The organism is Paraburkholderia sp. WS6, from assembly GCF_030464835.1.
Taxonomy (GTDB): Bacteria; Pseudomonadota; Gammaproteobacteria; order Burkholderiales; family Burkholderiaceae; genus Paraburkholderia; species Paraburkholderia madseniana.
Genome location: NZ_JALQCK010000004.1, coordinates 133,536 through 150,251, shown reverse-complemented (window position 1 = coordinate 150,251; position 16,716 = coordinate 133,536). Strand labels below are relative to the sequence as shown.

15 protein-coding genes and 3 pseudogenes are annotated in these 16,716 nt (G+C 62.2%); 12 read left to right on the top strand and 6 right to left on the bottom strand.

Going from position 1 to position 16,716, the window contains the following annotated elements; genetic code table 11:
- Nucleotides 1-44: 44 nt before the first annotated feature.
- The 3 genes from M0D64_RS06940 to M0D64_RS06930 are packed head-to-tail and all read left to right on the top strand — an operon-like array spanning nt 45 to nt 1,573.
- Nucleotides 45-320: a DUF1488 domain-containing protein gene (locus M0D64_RS06940; protein WP_154560427.1), complete on the top strand. Its 276-nt coding sequence runs from the start codon at nt 45-47 to the stop codon at nt 318-320.
- 37 nt (nt 321-357) lie between these two features.
- Nucleotides 358-585, top strand: a complete 228-nt coding sequence (locus M0D64_RS06935) for a DUF3562 domain-containing protein (protein WP_266257105.1) — start codon at nt 358-360, stop codon at nt 583-585.
- Nucleotide 586: 1 nt separating this feature from the next.
- Complete coding sequence (locus tag M0D64_RS06930) at nt 587-1,573, top strand: zinc-dependent alcohol dehydrogenase family protein (RefSeq protein WP_154560414.1); 987 nt, start codon at nt 587-589, stop codon at nt 1,571-1,573.
- A gap of 153 nt (nt 1,574-1,726) precedes the next feature.
- On the opposite strand, the pseudogene M0D64_RS06925 reads toward M0D64_RS06930, so the two are convergent.
- Nucleotides 1,727-2,238, bottom strand: a pseudogene (locus tag M0D64_RS06925) (universal stress protein).
- A gap of 109 nt (nt 2,239-2,347) precedes the next feature.
- Nucleotides 2,348-4,048 (bottom strand): bifunctional aminoglycoside phosphotransferase/ATP-binding protein, encoded by a 1,701-nt coding sequence (locus M0D64_RS06920; RefSeq protein ID WP_266257104.1) that lies wholly within the window; start codon nt 4,046-4,048, stop codon nt 2,348-2,350.
- A gap of 218 nt (nt 4,049-4,266) precedes the next feature.
- Between M0D64_RS06920 and M0D64_RS06915 the strand changes: the two genes are divergently transcribed.
- Nucleotides 4,267-4,701, top strand: coding sequence for an Hsp20/alpha crystallin family protein (locus M0D64_RS06915; RefSeq protein ID WP_154560416.1), 435 nt, complete (start codon nt 4,267-4,269; stop codon nt 4,699-4,701).
- 113 nt (nt 4,702-4,814) lie between these two features.
- On the opposite strand, the gene M0D64_RS06910 is transcribed toward M0D64_RS06915, so the two are convergent.
- Entirely contained in the window at nt 4,815-5,471 is a 657-nt protein-coding gene (locus M0D64_RS06910) for a nitroreductase family protein (RefSeq protein WP_266257103.1), read from the bottom strand.
- A gap of 213 nt (nt 5,472-5,684) precedes the next feature.
- Nucleotides 5,685-6,448 (bottom strand): annotated as a pseudogene (locus M0D64_RS06905) (LOG family protein).
- A gap of 460 nt (nt 6,449-6,908) precedes the next feature.
- Between M0D64_RS06905 and M0D64_RS06900 the strand changes: the two are divergent.
- From M0D64_RS06900 to M0D64_RS06885, 4 genes and pseudogenes are all read left to right on the top strand, one after another.
- Nucleotides 6,909-7,528: pseudogene (locus tag M0D64_RS06900) on the top strand (LemA family protein).
- A complete protein-coding gene (locus M0D64_RS06895; protein WP_266257102.1) occupies nt 7,525-8,385 on the top strand; it encodes a YgcG family protein in 861 nt (286 codons plus the stop codon). Before M0D64_RS06900 ends, M0D64_RS06895 begins: the two are co-directional and overlap by 4 nt.
- 2 nt (nt 8,386-8,387) lie before the next feature.
- A complete protein-coding gene (locus M0D64_RS06890) occupies nt 8,388-8,885 on the top strand; it encodes a TPM domain-containing protein (protein WP_266257101.1) in 498 nt (165 codons plus the stop codon).
- Between the two features lie 166 nt (nt 8,886-9,051).
- On the top strand, nt 9,052-9,222 hold the full coding sequence (locus tag M0D64_RS06885; protein WP_166618186.1) for a hypothetical protein: 171 nt from the start codon (nt 9,052-9,054) through the stop codon (nt 9,220-9,222).
- Between the two features lie 78 nt (nt 9,223-9,300).
- Here the strand turns inward: M0D64_RS06885 and adhP are convergent, their stop codons facing one another.
- Together adhP and M0D64_RS06875 are read right to left on the bottom strand one after the other, a co-directional pair.
- Complete coding sequence (gene adhP, locus M0D64_RS06880) at nt 9,301-10,326, bottom strand: alcohol dehydrogenase AdhP (RefSeq protein ID WP_154560420.1); 1,026 nt, start codon at nt 10,324-10,326, stop codon at nt 9,301-9,303.
- A gap of 150 nt (nt 10,327-10,476) precedes the next feature.
- Nucleotides 10,477-12,003 carry an NAD(P)/FAD-dependent oxidoreductase gene (locus tag M0D64_RS06875; protein ID WP_266257100.1) on the bottom strand — a complete coding sequence of 509 codons (1,527 nt, stop codon included), beginning with the start codon at nt 12,001-12,003 and terminating at the stop codon, nt 10,477-10,479.
- Between the two features lie 260 nt (nt 12,004-12,263).
- Here M0D64_RS06875 and M0D64_RS06870 point away from each other — a divergent pair, with 260 nt between their 5' ends.
- The 4 genes from M0D64_RS06870 to M0D64_RS06855 all read left to right on the top strand — a co-directional run bounded on the left by M0D64_RS06870 (nt 12,264) and on the right by M0D64_RS06855 (nt 16,716).
- Nucleotides 12,264-13,997 carry an ABC transporter permease subunit gene (locus M0D64_RS06870; RefSeq protein ID WP_266257099.1) on the top strand — a complete coding sequence of 578 codons (1,734 nt, stop codon included), beginning with the start codon at nt 12,264-12,266 and terminating at the stop codon, nt 13,995-13,997.
- Between the two features lie 70 nt (nt 13,998-14,067).
- Entirely contained in the window at nt 14,068-15,327 is a 1,260-nt protein-coding gene (locus tag M0D64_RS06865; protein ID WP_266257228.1) for a nitrate/sulfonate/bicarbonate ABC transporter ATP-binding protein, read from the top strand.
- Between the two features lie 6 nt (nt 15,328-15,333).
- Entirely contained in the window at nt 15,334-16,020 is a 687-nt protein-coding gene (locus M0D64_RS06860) for a VIT family protein (RefSeq protein ID WP_233464860.1), read from the top strand.
- 234 nt (nt 16,021-16,254) lie between these two features.
- Complete coding sequence (locus tag M0D64_RS06855; RefSeq protein ID WP_154560430.1) at nt 16,255-16,716, top strand: universal stress protein; 462 nt, start codon at nt 16,255-16,257, stop codon at nt 16,714-16,716.

Here is a 16,716-nt window from a genome sequence, read left to right as displayed (position 1 = left end):
GGGCAGGTGAGCATAGGACCGAATACGAGCCGAGGTACGACATGATGCATATCACTTTTCCTCAGGAGCGCCCGCAGTATGGCGGGCCGGATCCCGTTCTGGTGTTCCCTGCCGTGATCAACGGTGAACGCATCCGGTGCGCGATCACGGCTGAAGCGCTGGAAGATCATTTCAGCGCTGCATCGCTGCGCGAAGACGACCTGATCGGTGCGTTCGAGGCCCATCGGGGCGCGATCGAACACGCCGCGCAGCGGATGCTGGGTGAACTCGGCGGTAAGCCGGTCCTGTTGCATAGCGGCTATTTCCGTTTCTGCGAGTGATCCGCGCGCCGTATCTTTTCCCACCAGGAGTCCTGTCATGCCTCGCGATAAACTGTTGGTTCCGCTGCTCGAGATCGCACAAGGGACGGCGTTGAATGAAGACGATCTGGCCCGCATGGTAGGCGATGAAATCAGTCGTCTGTCGACCGGTGCGCGTGTTCACGACTATATTCAGGTGATTGCGATCAAGTGCGTAACCGACAAAGTGAGGCAGGCCGCCTCCCACAACCGTGCCAACGGCAACCATCACGCGAGGGAGGGGTGAGATGCGGGCAATGGTATTCGATGACACCGGGGGGCCACTGCGCGACTTGCAGCTTCCTGATCCTGTGCCGGCTGCGGGCCAGTTGCTGATCGATGTTCACGCATGCGGCATTTGCCGTACCGACCTGCATCTGATTGACCACGAACTGCCCCATCCAAAGCGGCCAGTGATCCCGGGGCATGAAATCGTCGGCACTGTTGCGGCAGTGGGGCCGGGAGTAAGCGGCTTCGGTGTGGGGGAACGGGTCGGCGTGCCATGGGTGGGCCATACCTGCGGCCACTGCCGTTACTGTCTCTCCGGTCGCGAGAATCTGTGCGATGAACCGGGTTTTACGGGGTATACGATCGATGGCGGTTACGCCGAGCGCACGGTCGCAGACAGCCGTTACTGCTTTCATCTGCCTGACCGATATTCGGATGTGGAAGCGGCGCCGCTGCTGTGCGCGGGACTCATCGGCTATCGGGCGCTGGCCACGGCAGGCGACGCGCAACGGATCGGCATCTACGGCTTTGGCGCGGCCGCGCATATCGTCGCCCAGGTCGCGCTTCATCAGGGGCGCACCGTTTATGCCTTCACGCGTGACGGCGATGCGGCGGCTCAACAGCTCGCGCTGCGGCTCGGCGCGACGTGGGCCGGCAGCAGCAACGAAGCGGCGCCGGACGAACTCGACGCCGCGCTGCTATTCGCTCCAGTCGGCGCGCTCGTGCCGATCGCCCTGAAGGCAGTGGTGAAAGGCGGCATTGTGGTGTGCGGCGGGATTCACATGAGCGACATCCCGTCCTTTCCCTATGACTTTCTATGGGGCGAGCGTCGCGTGGTGTCGGTGGCGAATCTCACGCGCGAAGACGGGCTTGCGTTTATGCGTCTGGCCGCCGAGATTCCGCTCGACATCGAAACGACGCGTTATCCGCTGGGTGAGGCCAACCAGGCGCTCGCCGATCTGCGCGAAGGGAAGCTGACGGGGGCCGCGGTGCTGGCAATTCGCTAACGGGATTTCCGGTATTGACACGCCATGCGTTCACGGGGACCGCCGACCCGAATCCTGCATGAGCGCCATTCCGTTGCGCCAGATCGAGTTCGAACCCGACACGAGCATCGCCATGGGCGCTGTGGTCGATAAAGACGATCACGGTCCTGCAGATCAGGTCGACTTTTTTTCGCGTTCGGCTGCTCCCACGGCGTCAGTCGCAGCTTCGGGAGCGCCGTGCGCCGAGATCATCAGGACCGGACATTGCGCAATCCGCAAAAAGCGCTCCGCGACGCTGCCGAGCACGAGCCGCCGAACGCCGTGCCGGCCGTGTGTCCCCATCACGACGAGATCGGCTTTCAGATGCTCGGCCGCATGAAGGATGCAGTGGGCGACATCGAAATCGCCGCCGGCCAGATTGGTTTCGATGATCCGCGGCGCCCCCTGGACGCTGTCGTGCTTCATCCGTGCAAGCGCGTGTCGGCCACATGTTTGCCTTCCTCCAGGAACGCGTCGCGAACGATACTCGGACCGTAGCCGGGTGCGTCATCGACCATGGTTGGCACGTCGACGACATAAAGTGGCTGCAACTCCGCGCCGGATTCGCGGGCGAGTTGCAGGGCGGCGTCGAACGCTCGTGCGGATGTTTCACTGCCGTCGATGGCGGCAAGAATGTGTCGATATATGTCAGACCATCGTCGATGGGAACCGTATGCGTTCATCATCGGCAACGAACGGGTGGGGAATACTGATCTGGATCAAGGCGTATTGGTTCCCTTGCGACTGCAGTTGGATTCAGGCGACCCTCTGGCAACCTGTCGCGTCCCAGCCGCTCGTCTGCCAATGGGGCGTGCCGCTGTGAACAGCGTGTTCTAGCGCGCCGTCCGGGTGCAGGCGGATCAACAACGGTTTCCAGTACGTCGCGTGCTGAAAGGCGCCGAGCGGAACGTCTGTATCGAAAGCAACCGTCAATGCGGCTTCGTCGGGCGTGAGCGGCTCTTCGTTGGCGAGTTGCCTGACCAGCACCGCTGCATTGGCGTCAGACGACTGCCCTGGGTCCGTCGCGCGTTTGCGTACGCGTTCGGCCAGTTGCCGCGCAGACGTGTGGAAATCCAGAAGAAACACAGGCACGTCGTATACGCACGCCAACTCGATGAAGGACGCACGATGCCGCTGTTTCAGGAACGTCGCGTCCATTAATACTGGATAGCCTGCTTCGAGCATGTGGCGCGCAATCGCTAGCAGCGCATCGTAGTGTGAGTCAATTGCTTTGCGCGAGTACGCGACAGCGGGCAGGGCGTGGTGATCCGGCGGCGCGAACGCTCGCTGGCGCTTGCGCTCCGTATCGCTGGAAAGGCGGATTGCGCCGATACGGTTGGCAAGCGCTTCGCTCGCCACCGATTTGCCGGACCCGGAATAGCCGTGACAGAGCAGCAGATACGGCTGTTGCGCGCTTGCCATGCGGGCGGCGCAGGCCACATAGTCACGGGCGCGCGCGAGACAGTCCGCGGCAAACGACCCACGCGCTTTCAGCACTTCGACAAGTGCCCGTACCAGCGCCCGGTAGACGACATAGAAACGCAACGCCGGCAGTGTCCCGAAGTCGCCAGTCCGTTGCAGCCAGCCGTTCAGGAGAGCCGACGCGAGATCGTCACTGCCATGCGCTTGCAGATCCATCAGTGGGAAGGCGAGGTCGCTAGCGACGTCGATCCAGCGCAGGGCGTCGCTGAATTCGATGCAATCGAACAAGATGGCGTCGTTTCCTTTGCGCACAATATTGTCGAGGTGCAGGTCGCCGTGGCATTCGCGCACGAACCCGCCCGCGCGACGCGCTTCAAAATGCCCAGCAAGCCGCGCGGCTTCTCTTTCGCACCACTGACGCACACCAGCGGGCACGAGCGTGCCGGCTTCCCGCTCGAGCGACGTCAGCACGGTCTCCATCTGTGTGCGCAAGAACGTTGCCGTCCCCAGCGTGCTGCGCGGTGGGATTGTGGAGGCGCAGCGGTGAAACGCTGCGAGACGCTCGGCCACCCGGTCGATCTGCGCGACACCCAGCTCGCCGCGTGTGAGCAGACGGGAAAACAATTGTCGGTCGTCGAATCGCTTCATCCGGACCGCATGCTCGACGGGCGTTCCTTGTGCGTCCACCTTGAATATGCGACCGAGCCGCACGACTGGCACCACGCCGAGATAAAGCCCGCGAGCGAGCCGCCGGTTCAGCCTCACCTCTTCATTACAGTCATGCTGCCTCGCAGCCACGTCCGTGAAATCGACGAATCCCAGATCGACAGGCTTCTTGATCTTGTACGCAAATCGCCCGGCCAGATAGATCACGGAAATATGGGTTTCGATTCGCCGGATGCGCCCTGCCGGATGGCGATACGAGCAGGGGCGCTGCAACGCTGCGTCGATGCGCGACCAAGCGCGGCGGGCGATGCGTTCACGATGCTGCGCATGAAGCGGCCGGCGAATGGGCGCGCTTGATCGGGTAAGCATGGATGACTCCGCAGATTCAAGAGGGCACTTCCAGCATAAGCAGACGCCGGCCACCGGAATTGATGGAGGTCAGTGTTTTGCGAACCGCTCCGGTTACGCGCGGCAATTGATACATATCAACGGACGTTCTACGTAGAGACCTAAAGTCGTTGATGCAGTGGTCATTTGAAGCAGTGTGAAATCCATGGAGATCATGGACTTTTTGAGGAGTAGCTACGATGAGCAACTTGACACGTTATGAGCCGTTCTCAATGGAAGCGGTACCGGATCTGTTTCATGGTTTGTTCCGCCCCCTGCGCGGCATCGCAACGGGCGATGACGCACCGCTGGCGGACATGAAGCTGGATGTGACGGAAAACGACACGGCGTACATGGTTAAAGCAGAACTGCCGGGCGTCGATAAAAAGGACATCGACGTGAAGATCGACGGCAACACCGTATCGATCAGCGCGAAGGTGGAACGCAACAAGGAATTGAAGGAAGGCGAGCGGGTGCTGCGACGCGAACGTTATTCGGGCGCAATCAGCCGGTCGTTCTCGCTGGCGAGCGATGTCGATGAAGCGAGGGCGGCGGCGCAGTATCAGGACGGCGTGCTGTCGCTGACATTGCCGAAGAAGGCGGCTTCGACACAGAAGCGCCTGCAGATCAGCTAGCTAAACAGGGGCAGGGTGCGCGTAGGGTTGCGCGCCCTAGCTTATTGAAGGCCATCCCGCGGACCTTGGGTTGGCCATTCCAAAGGCCTCCATGCGGCCTCTCAATCTCGATCTCAAGCGTGCTGCCCGTTCGGCAAGCCGACAGTTTGCGCGAGGATCGGCAGTTCATCCTCATTGAGCCGCAGCGCGTCGGCGAGGAGCCGGTGATTGATCCAGCCGCGGATCACGTTGACAAGCCCGGCTGACGCGCAATAGAGCGCTACGTTCTGCGCAATCGCGCCAGCGGTGACAGCAGAAAATCGTTCACGCTGTTGCTGCGGCATCTCCTGCAGACTGGACGTCCGAACCACATACACGAGCTCGAGCGGCGCCTTGCCGACGAAATCCTGATAGCCGGTCAGATTGCGCGCTTCGATGGCGTGCTTGAGCAGCAGTTGATGGTTGGGCGCATCGTAACGATAGACTCCATTGGGCAGCGCCACATAGATGTCGATTTCATTAAAGGCATGTGGCGATGGCGCGGTGCGTCCGCCGCTGACCGGACGGTTGACGCCATCCGCAGCCCACAGCAATTCTCCGAGCGTGCCCATTGACAGCGGGCTCGGTGCGAATTCACGGTTACTTGATCGAAACGACAGCGCGGTCATTAGCGGCAGACCTGAGCGTTGGTCGGGATGTGGCAGTGCGATGGTTTTCGGCGCAGTGCCTTCGGCCGATTCGGGACGTGCATCAGGCAAGGTCTCGTAGGTCAGAAATTGCATCTCAGTCATCTCAAACTCCTCTGAACGTCACATGTATCCGGTTGGCGCATTGCCATCTTCACGATAGTTCGCGCGCTATCGGACCCCTTGATTTCAATCAAGCCACGAGTGGTGCCGGGATCGCGACCAGTAGACCGTTAACGCGATCGCGCCGGGTTTGAGTTCCACGCCCCTGCATGCCGTGAAGCGCTGATATGAGTCAAGCCGTATCGCGCGGGCCAGTTACTCCTGAAAATGCGGCCGTTCGTACCAGTGCGCAATGATTTGCCAGATCTGTGGAGCGGTTTCGGCGAAGCAAAACAGATCGGCGTCGCTTGCAGCGATCATGCCCTCGTCGATCAGGAACTGGACGTCGAAGGCCTGGCGCCAGAAGCGCTCACCCACGAGCAGCACGGGAAGCGGTTTGATCTTGCCTGTCTGCAGGAGCGTCAGCACCTCGAACAGTTCGTCGCAAGTGCCGTAGCCACCCGGGAAGAAAACCGCAGCCTTCGCACGCTCGAGCAGGTGCAGATTGCGGATCGCGAAATAGTGGAAGCGGAAGCACAGATCCGGGCTCAGGTACGGATTCGGCAGCTGCTCGCGTGGCAGCGAGATATTCAAGCCGACGCTCGCCGCACCGGCCTCGAACGCGCCCCGATTGGCCGCTTCCATGATGCCCGGTCCACCACCTGTGACGACCGTCTGCTTCGGCAGCGTGGGGGTCGCCTCCGCGCGTCCTATGAGGAGGCCAAGCTCGCAGGCGACCGTGTTGTATGCGCTCATTTCCAGAAGACGCTGAGCGATTGCGGCCTCGCGCCTGCGGACCGGATCGCCGGGAGAGGCGTCTAGCGCGCGCTGTGCCGCCTCAATGCACACATTTCGGGGCGCTGCAGGAAAGCGAGGTCCTCGTCCGCCTGCCGGTAGCTCGGGCTTTCGACGAGCCGCTGAACCCGGAGGGTAGCGGAGGGCGCGGACAGCATCGATGCGGACTCGGGTTGTTCAGTCATGAAATGCTCCCCGCGAAGAAAGAGGCGTTGTCCACATGTTGCAGACAGCTTCATGATTGACGCGTGCCGGATGCACTTCGTGATCCACATCAAATGCAATCAAAAGTCAGAACGCAGAGCTGACAGTTGCGGCACGACCCACGTCATGGCTTGCTGCGGCGGTCCTCGCTCAGACCGCGTTACGGCACTGCGCGTGAAGGCCCTGTGCAAGCAGTGCCGCTCCTGAAAGAGATTGTCCATCCGTTCGGCCTTCGGCCGCGGTGAGTGCGCTGTAGCGCGCTCGACTGATTTTCCCCTGACGGGGTACTTGATATGGGTTAACGTACACCCGGTCCTTACGCGTAGTCTGGGGTTGTTTGCATCGACGATGCAGGAAAGCCGTTCTGGTCCGTATCTCGCTACACCGCGGTCCTCACCAGGGCGGTACTCGGGGCGGCTCCCGGAAGAACAGGGAGGTCCAATGCGCACTCTATGTCTAGCATTGCTTGCTGTCATCGTGCTATCCCTCTCCGGATGCGGTTACAACGCTATCCAGACTCAGGATAGCAGGTGAAAGCGAGCTGGTCGGAGGTGCTCAACCAGTACCAGCGTCGTGCTGACCTGGTGCCGAATCTCGTGAACACGGTGAAGGGCTACGCGAGCCAGGAGCGAGAGGTGTTCACGAGCGTGACCGAGGCGCGTGCCCGGGTCGGATCCGTGCAGGCGACTCCGGCGCTCATCAACGACCCCCAGGCGTTCGCCAGATTCGAAGCGGTCCAGGCACAGTTGTCGTCTTCGCTGTCGCGACTCCTCGTCGTCTCTGAGAATTACCCGCAGTTGAAGTCCGATGCCAATTTTCGCGACTTGCAGGCGCAGCTCGAAGGAACCGAAAACCGCATTACAGTGGCCCGCAACCGCTATATCAAGGCGGTGCAAGACTACAACACGACCGTGCGATCGTTCCCGTCCAATCTCACCGCAAGCCTGTTCGGCTACAAGGAGAAACCCAATTTCTCGGTGTCGGAAGAGGCGGCGATTGCGCGTCCTCCGCAGGTCGATTTCATCACGGCGCCCGCGCCCGCCAGTGGGGCGGCGAATTGAACATCCTCAAATCCGTCAGCATGCTGCTGCTCGCCGTCCTCGCATTCTTGCCGTGCGGTGCCGGCGCGGACGTGGCGATTCCCGCATTGACCGCGCATGTCACCGACGAGACGGCCACGCTCACCAGCGAACAGCGCTCGGCGTTAGAACAGACATTGCGGGCGTTCGAGGCTAAAAAGGGGAGCCAGATCTCAGTGGTCATCGTGCCGACTACGCAGCTGGAAACCATCGAACAGTATTCGCTGCGCGTGGTTGAGCAATGGAAGCTTGGACGCAGGCGCGTTGACGATGGCGTGCTGCTCATCGTCGCCAAAGACGACCGGACCCTGCGAATCGAAGTGGGCTATGGTCTCGAAGGGGCACTGACCGATGCAACCAGCAGCCGCATCATCAACGAGACGATTGTTCCGAGATTCAGGCAAGGGGACTTTTACGGAGGTGTGGCGGCGGGCGTCGACAGCATCATGCACGTCGTCGATGGCGAGCCTCTGCCGTCTCCGGAACAGCATGCAGGTGGCGCGTCCGGGCAACTCGCGCGCTATCTACCGATTCTTTTCGTGCTCACCATGGTCGCAGGCGGCGTGTTTCGAGTGGTACTAGGGAGACTACCCGGTTCTGTGGTGACGGGCGGAGCCGTCGCGGTCGTCGCGTGGCTGTTGTCGGGCACACTGTTCATCGCCGTGGTGGCAGGTGCGATTGCTCTCGCATTCACCTTGCTCGGCAGCGGTCTCGGCGCCTACGCCGGGGGGCGTGCGATCGGCGGGCAATCCGGACGATTCGGCAGCGGCGCCGGCCGCACGATCTTCAGGGGCGGTGGCGGCGGATTTGGCGGCGGCGGTGCATCGGGCAGGTGGTAGCCATGGACCTCAAGCGTGTCCTCAAGCATTTGTTCGTGACCCGGTGGCACGCGAATCGTGCTTTTCCTACTCCGACACTGCACGCCATTGAAAGGGCCATCCAGGAAAGCCATCGTGCCCACATTGGGCAGATCCGGTTTGCAGTCGAAGGTGCGCTGCATATCGGGGCTCTACTGGAAGGGATGTCCGCGAGGGAACGTGCAATCGATGTCTTTTCCGAGTTGCAAGTCTGGGATACCGAACACAACAACGGGGTGCTCATTTATCTCCTGCTAGCCGATCACGATGTGGAGATCGTTGCGGACCGCGGGGTGCATGCACGGATAAAACCCGGTGAGTGGGAAGCCATCTGCAGCCAGATGGAGGCCGCTTTCAAGCTGGGCAACTATCACGCCGGAGTACTTCGGGGCATCGAGGAGGTGACAGCGCTGCTGAAAAGACATTTTCCAGCGCAACAGGAAAAGCGCGACGAATTGCCGAGTAAGCCGGCCGTGCTTTGAGCGGCACTTCGCTCGAAGCAGCGGCAGGAAACAGTATGGCGCTGCTTAAACATGTTGAGGCGCTTGCGTTTGCCCGGAAGCCATTGGGGCAGCGCCAGATTGAATACTCCTCGAACGGGAGTTGAATTGATTCGTAAGCCCTCTGCCAACCTTGCAAGGAACGACCATGAATGCCGATGCCGTTAGCAAAATATTTTCAGAATTTGATGACCTCACCTCGAAAAGCGAAGACGCAAACGTCCAGTTTCTGATTCGGGCAATAAAGCTCCATGCCGAGCTTACGAATGCGAGGCTCGTGTCCCTCGAGCAAGCCATGCTTGCGTTGCTGAAGAAGTGAGCGAAGCAGGCTGATCGCGGCGTGACCGCACTGAGATTCTGCGGCCACGCTTTCTGTATTGGTCAACAGGCCGCAGGGTCAGTCGAGTGTCAGCACCACACGGCCGTCGATCTTGCCGGCCTTGAGGTCCGCGAGCACGGCGTTGATGTTCTCCAGACGGTCGGTGTGAATGTGTGCCCGCACCCGTCCTTCGGCCGCGAACTCGAGCGACTCCTGCAAGTCACGACGAGTCCCGACAATTGATCCGCGCACCGTGATGCCGTTGAGCACGGTCGAAAAGATCGGCAAAGGAAAATCGCCCGGCGGCAAGCCATTGAGCGAGACGGTGCCGCCACGCCGGACCATGCCGAGCGCCTGAGCAAAGGCGCTGCGCGATACCGCCGTGACCAGTACGCCGTGGGCGCCGCCGATCTCCTTCTGAATCACGGCTGCGGGATCCGCCGTCGTGGCGTTGACGGTGAGTGTCGCGCCGAGTTCGCGCGCAAGGGCGAGCTTGTCATCTGCGATATCCACGGCGACGACGTGCAGCCCCATCGCAATCGCATATTGAACCGCTACATGGCCGAGGCCACCTATCCCCGAGATCGCGATCCACTGACCGGGGCGCGTGTCGGTCATGCGAATGCCTTTGTAGACGGTGACACCGGCACACAGAATCGGGGCGATTTCTTCGAAGCTGACTTGCGCAGGCAGGTGCCCGACATAGTTCGGATCGGCAAGCACGTATTCCGCGTAGCCACCGTTGACCGAATAACCGGTGTTCTGCTGCTCATGGCAGAGGGTTTCCCAGCCGCTCAGGCAGTGCTCGCAATGGCCGCAAGCGGTATAGAGCCACGGCACGCCGACCCGGTCGCCTTCCTTGACGGCCTTGACCCCCGCGCCGACCGCCGTGACGAAGCCGACGCCTTCGTGACCGGGAATGAAGGGCAGCGTGGGACGTACTGGCCAGTCGCCGTCGGCCGCGTGCAGATCGGTGTGACAGACGCCGGATGCCTTGATATTGACGAGGATCTGTCCAGGGCCTGGTGTTGGCACAGGCACTTCCTCGATGCGAAGGGGTTCGCCAAACGCGTGGACGACGGCAGCTTTCATCGACTGAGCCATAGGTTTCTCCGGCTGGGGGTGGGGTGCCCTCAGTATCGGCGCGGAGTCAACTGGCAAATTGACGTGGATCAGGAATCCCGCGGTGCGGATTGACGACGGACTCGGTGCCTCGCGCATACAGCAGCAAGAAATAATCCTTCTTCGGTCGCCCTAGCTGCCGAAGCGCCTGAGCAGCGCCGGCTCGATGACGGCCGCGGCCATCAGGCCGCCCATGAATGCCCCGGCGACGCCGGGCCCGGTCACGTCCTGTCCGGCAAGCAGCAAACCGTGGACGGGCGTGCGCACACGCAATGCCGCGCTCGTCAAACGGGTTGCCGTCATCTCAAGTCCGTACATGGCACCACCTGGTGAGCGCAGGTAGCGTTGCTGCGTCAAGGGCGTCGACAGCTCGTGGAAGCGAATCAGTGGCGCGAGGGCAGGGAAGTGCGCGCAGAATCGTACCAGCAAGCGTTTTTCGATTCGTCCCTTCAGTTCGAGGTACGGCTCGGAGTGCCTCCCTTCTGCCGTATCCAGCCAAGGGGCGAACGCGCGCGCATCGCACAGTGCAATCACCTCGGCCGTCGGCTTACCGCTCCAAGTTCGGTCTTTCATTGAGGGAAACGACACGAACAGCCCCGGCGGGTCATCTTCTTCCACGTTGTGCCACACCCGGCCAATGTCTTCGCTTTCGTAGATCCATACATTGGCACCGGATGCGCCCGCCGCAGCGATATCGCCGTCGAGGCCGACGTATAGCGCCAGGTGCGCCAGGCCCGGGCGCAACCCGCGCAGCGTGTCCTGCCATGCGGGTGCCGTGGAGGCGTCGAGGCAGGACACGGTGTTGGCGATTCCCATCGCCGATATCACGTGCCTTGCGTGCTCAGTCCGGTGCGTGCCGCCCTGGCTGAGCGCCACACCAGCCACCTGGCCGCCGGTCACGAGGATGTGTTCTACCGCGGCCCCCAGTTTCACCTCGCCACCGGCCGCTTCAACAACCGGAACGAGCGTGCGCGCGAAGCGGGCCGGACCGCCTGCCGGATAATACGCACCGGCATTGTATGAACCGGTAACCAGCGCGTGCTCGAGCATCGGCGCGTTGTCGGGGGGCGCACCGTAATCGGCCCAGCGGGCGCCAAGCACCGCACGCAGTTGCGGGTCGGGCACTTCGGCCAACGTGCTGGCAAGCGTGCTTTGCGCCCAGTGCTCGACTTCGTCGCCGTGAATCAGATGCATTCCCCATGCCAGCCACTGCGGCATGCCGCGCGTCGCAAACATCACAAAGGCCGAATGCCGCGCGGCCTCGCAAGCGGCGAACCAGCGCCCGATCGCCTCGTGCTGCGCTGGGAAGCGCGCGAGCAGAGCCTCGCGGTAACGCTCTTCCGGATACGGGATGCCAAACTCGAAACCAGGCAGCCGGACGATGTCGTAGGGGTTGCCGCACGAGACAAATCGCAGCGCGCCATCGGTCAGCCACGCGAGGAGCCTGCCGATCTGTCCGCTTGAGCCTGCGATGTTGCCCACACCGCCGATGTAATGCACACCCGTAGCGAAGGTCCAGTCCCCACGCGTAAAGGTCTGGGTGAGGCCGCCGGCCACGCTGTGCTGCTCGAGCACTAGTACCCGTCGTCCCTGACGGGCGAGCGCCGCCGCGGCGCCGAGGCCGCTAACACCGGAACCGATCACAATCACATCCCACATGACGTCGCCCTCTGTTGTGCCGACCTTGCACTCCTCGCGCAGCGGGCCGCATGAGTAGCATCAAAGCGCACCGCATCGCAGCGCGCTTGATACATGTCAATGATTTCCTCCAGTAGCACGATATTTGTCAGCACCTTGACACACGGCCTGCCAACACTGGGGCTATCCACCAGCCCTCTGGGCATCGCATGATGCAGGTCAAACGGGACGTGCCCGATTCGGACACGATATTCAGGGTACCTATCAAATGGGGAAACACCGTGGAGCACCACGCCGAGGTTCTGCAAGGGGGAAGATGGCACCAGCACGGTCCGAACTGGCAGGATCTTGCCGCGGTGCTGCTTGTACTCGGCATGGTGATCCTGATGGGTGTGGGCGTCCGGCAGATGGTGGCCCCGCTTGTGATCGCTCATCAGCCTGGCATCTCGCTCTCGCCGGCCGCACTGCCGCTTTACACGCTGCGCACCATCACGCGGATGCTGGCTGCACTTATCGCTTCATTGATCTTCACGTTCACCTACGCGACGCTCGCCGCGAAGAGCCGCCGTGCCGGCATGGTCCTGATACCGCTTCTGGACGTCCTCCAATCGGTGCCCATTCTGGGCTACCTGTCCTTTACCGTCGTGTTCTTCGTCTCGCTGTTTCCCGGCAACGTGCTGGGCCCGGAGTTCGCGGCGATCTTCGCCATCTTCACAAGTCAGGCCTGGAACATGGCGTTCAGTTTCTATCAGTCGCTCAAGACGATCCCCATCGCCCTCGACGAAGCGAGCCGCAGCTTCCGTTTGTCCGTGTGGCAGCGCTTCTGGCGACTCGAAGTGCCTTTCGCGATGCCAGGGCTGATCTGGAACATGATGATGTCGATGTCGGGAGGCTGGTTCTTTGTCGTGGCCGCCGAAGCGATCTCCGTCGGCAACCTGCAGGTCGCGCTTCCGGGTGTGGGATCGTATGTCGCAACGGCGATCCAGCAGCGCAGCCTCGCTGCAGTGGGATGGGCGATCCTCGCGATGACCATCGCTATCGTCCTTTACGATCAGTTGCTGTTCCGGCCGATGGTCGCCTGGGCCGACAAGTTCCGCCCCGAGGACACCGCCGCGCAAACCGTGCCGCGTAGCTGGGTGCTCGATCTGTTTCGCCGCTCGAGCTTCGCCGCTCGCCTGGCTCGCCCCGTTGGAGCATGGTTGCAGAGGGCGGCACGCGCGAGGTTGGTGTTGCCGCATGCCGTTCATCTGACCCGCTGGTCCGCGCCTCGCCGCGTGGCGGACGTGCTTTGGCTCATTGTCATCCTCGCGGGAGTCGCCTACGCTGCGTGGCGGCTTGCAGGATTCGCACGCGGCGCGCTCACGTGGGCCGATTTCCAGATGGTCGTGAGCAACGGGGGGATTACCCTCGCGCGCGTCGCGTTCCTCGTGCTGCTCGCCTCTCTAGTCTGGGTGCCGATCGGTGTGGCCGTTGGCCTGCGGCCCCGGTTGACCGCCCGGGTCCAGCCCGTTGCGCAGTTTCTGGCTGCCTTTCCGGCCAACCTCCTGTTTCCGGTGTTCGTTTATTTCATCGTGCGCTTTGGGCTCGCACCCCGGATCTGGCTCGTTCCGTTGATGATCCTGGGCACCCAGTGGTACATCCTGTTCAACGTCATTGCCGGCGCCAGTGCGTTCCCGAGCGACTTGCGGGAAGCGGCCACCAGCTTTCGCGTGCGTCCCTGGCGCTGGTGGCGCGACGTGATGCTCCCTGGCATCTTCCCTTACTACGTGACCGGCGCGATCACCGCATCCGGCGGCGCATGGAATGCGAGCATCGTCTCCGAGATGGTCAGTTGGGGGCCGACGAAGCTGAACGCCGGCGGCCTCGGCGCCTACATTGCCCAGATGACGGACGCCGGAGACTTTCCCCGTATCGGGCTCGGTATCGCCGTGATGTCGGTGCTCGTCATCGCCACCAACCGGCTGGTATGGCGGCCGCTTTACGCCTTTGCGGAACGCCGCACGCGGCTCGATTGAGGGGCAATCCATGGACAGAATCGCGCCTGCCGTCATCCACGCACCGACCATTGAGTTCGACAAAGTCAGCATGGCCTTTGCAAGACCTTCCGGCGAGCCGTTGCCTGTGTTGTCGAATATCGACCTGGCTGTGGGCGAGGGTGAGATTCTCGGCTTGCTTGGACGCTCGGGGTCGGGCAAATCCACCCTCCTGCGCATCGCCGCCGGGCTGATCAAACCGACCTCGGGGCAGGCGCTCTATCGCGGGGCGCCGTTGACGGGCCCCTCCGAGGGCATCGCCGTCGTGTTCCAGACGTTCGCGCTGTATCCGTGGCTCACTGTCTTCGAGAATGTCGAGTTCGGCCTCGACGCACTCAAGCTACCGCACGATGAAGTGCGCCGCCGCGCGATGGCGGCCATCGACCTGATTGGGCTCGACGGTTTCCAGTCCGCATTCCCACGCGAACTCTCCGGCGGCATGCGCCAGCGGGTTGGCTTCGCCCGGGCCATAGTCAGCGAGCCGACGCTGCTTTTGATGGACGAACCGTTTTCAGCGCTGGACGTGCTGACGGCCGAAACCTTGCGCACCGATTTCCTCGATCTCTGGACCGAACATCAACTCTCCACCCAGGCTGTGCTGATGGTGACGCATAACATCGAGGAGGCGGTCATGATGTGCGACCGCATTCTGGTGCTGGGGGCGAATCCCGGGCACATTGCGGCGGAAATTCAGGTGCCGTTGCCGCAGCCGCGCAACCGGCTCGATGCGTCGTTTCTCGCGATTGTCAACGAAATCTATTCGATTCTGACCTCGCGCATGGCCGAAGCGATCGACAAACAAAGCCAGATCCACGGAGGCCTGGCGCTGCACTTACCTGATGTATCGATCAACAGGATCGGCGGATTTGTCGAGAACCTTGCCTCATCCGCGTATGGCGGCCAGGCGGAACTGGCGAAGATCGCCGCTCCGCTTGGCCTGAAAAGCAGCGATGTGTTTCCGATTGCGGTGGCCTTGCAAATCCTCGAGTTTGTCGACGTCAAGGACGGCGCGATCAAGCTCACGCCGGCCGGCCGCGTGTTCGCGCACAGCGAAATGGATGAACGCAAGCGCCTGTTCAAGGAACACCTGCTTCGCTTCGTGCCGCTTGTCGCCCATATTCATCAGGTACTCGACGAGCGCGAGGAGCACCGCGCACCGCGGGAACGCTTCGAACTCGAGCTTCAGGATCATCTGAACCGGAACGACGCCGACAACACGCTGCGCATCGCGATCGACTGGGGACGTTACGCGGAACTCTTCACCTACGACGACCGCACACGAACGTTCGGCCGCGACAAGGCAAAGGGATAGACGATCGTGTATCCCCATACCCATCGCACGCATCGTTCGGGCTGGCTTCGCGCCGCTGTGCTCGGGGCCAATGACGGCGTGCTGTCCATGTCGGGGCTGATGGTCGGCGTGGCCGCGGCGCAGACACAGCCGCACGGCGTTCTGGTGTCAGGCGTGGCGGGCCTCGTCGCGGGGATGCTGTCGATGGCCGCAGGCGAATATGTTTCCGTCAGTTCGCAGGCTGATGTCGAGCGTGCCGACCTCGAAGTCGAGCAGCTGTCCCTGCAAAACGAGTTCCAGAAGGAGCAGGCGGAACTGGCGGACATCTATGTGCGGCGCGGCCTCGACCCGGAGCTCGCGCAACGTGTGGCCGTGCAACTGATGGCTTTCGACGCGCTCGGCGCCCATGCACGCGACGATATCGGTATATCGGATGCGACGGCGGCGCGACCCATCGTTGCGGCAATCACCTCGGCGTTGAGCTTCGCGAGCGGCGGTGCCGTGCCGCTGCTTGCCGCGACCTTGGCGACGCGTGCGGCGCTCATACCGGTGGTTGCCGCTGTGTCTCTGCTTCTGCTGGCGCTGGTGGGAGCCCTCGCTGCACAAATTGGCGGCGCGCGTATCGTACCGGGCATGCTGCGGGTGCTCGCATGGGGTGCGATCGCGATGAGTGTCACAGGCTTCACGGGCACGCTGTTCAGTGCGCTCGCGTGAGAACGGCGCGCATCGAAAGATGCTTGCGCGCGCAGCGCTTCATAGGGACTCCGCATTGACCTGCGTCAACTGGGTGGCCGCGGCATTGCATAGTCTGAGGCGTAGGGGTGACGGCGTGGCCGGAACCCGCATCCGGGAGCGGACGTGATGACGCAGGGTGTGGTTTCCGTCGACGAAACCACACCGTTGAGCGAGTTGGCGAACGGAATACAAGCTTCGGGGGAACGGAACATCATGTATCACAAGATTCTGTTAGCGGTGGACGGAAGCGACGCGTCGAAACCGGCCGCAGAAGAGGCATTCCGGATCGCAGCGTTGGCTCGCGCTCGCGTGCATGCCTTATACGTCGTCAGCAAATGGGGGGTCGCTCCGTATGCCGGCTACTATGAACCGGAAGCCCTCGGCACAGTGCTGCGAGAAGACGGCCGGCTAGCGTTGGAAGCCGTGCGCACGGCAATGGCCAAACAGGGGATCCCGGGCGATATCGAAATCGACGAAACACAGAATGCCGCCGACGATATCCCGAGCTGTCTCGAACGGTGTATTCAGCGGCAGAAGATCGATCTCGTTGTGATGGGAACACACGGCCGGCGCGGCGCGAGCAGGATCGTGCTGGGTAGCGTCGCCGAGGGTTTACTGCGCATATCGACCTGCCCTGTGTTGCTTGTGCGCTTGCCTGGCAACGAGACTTCGTAG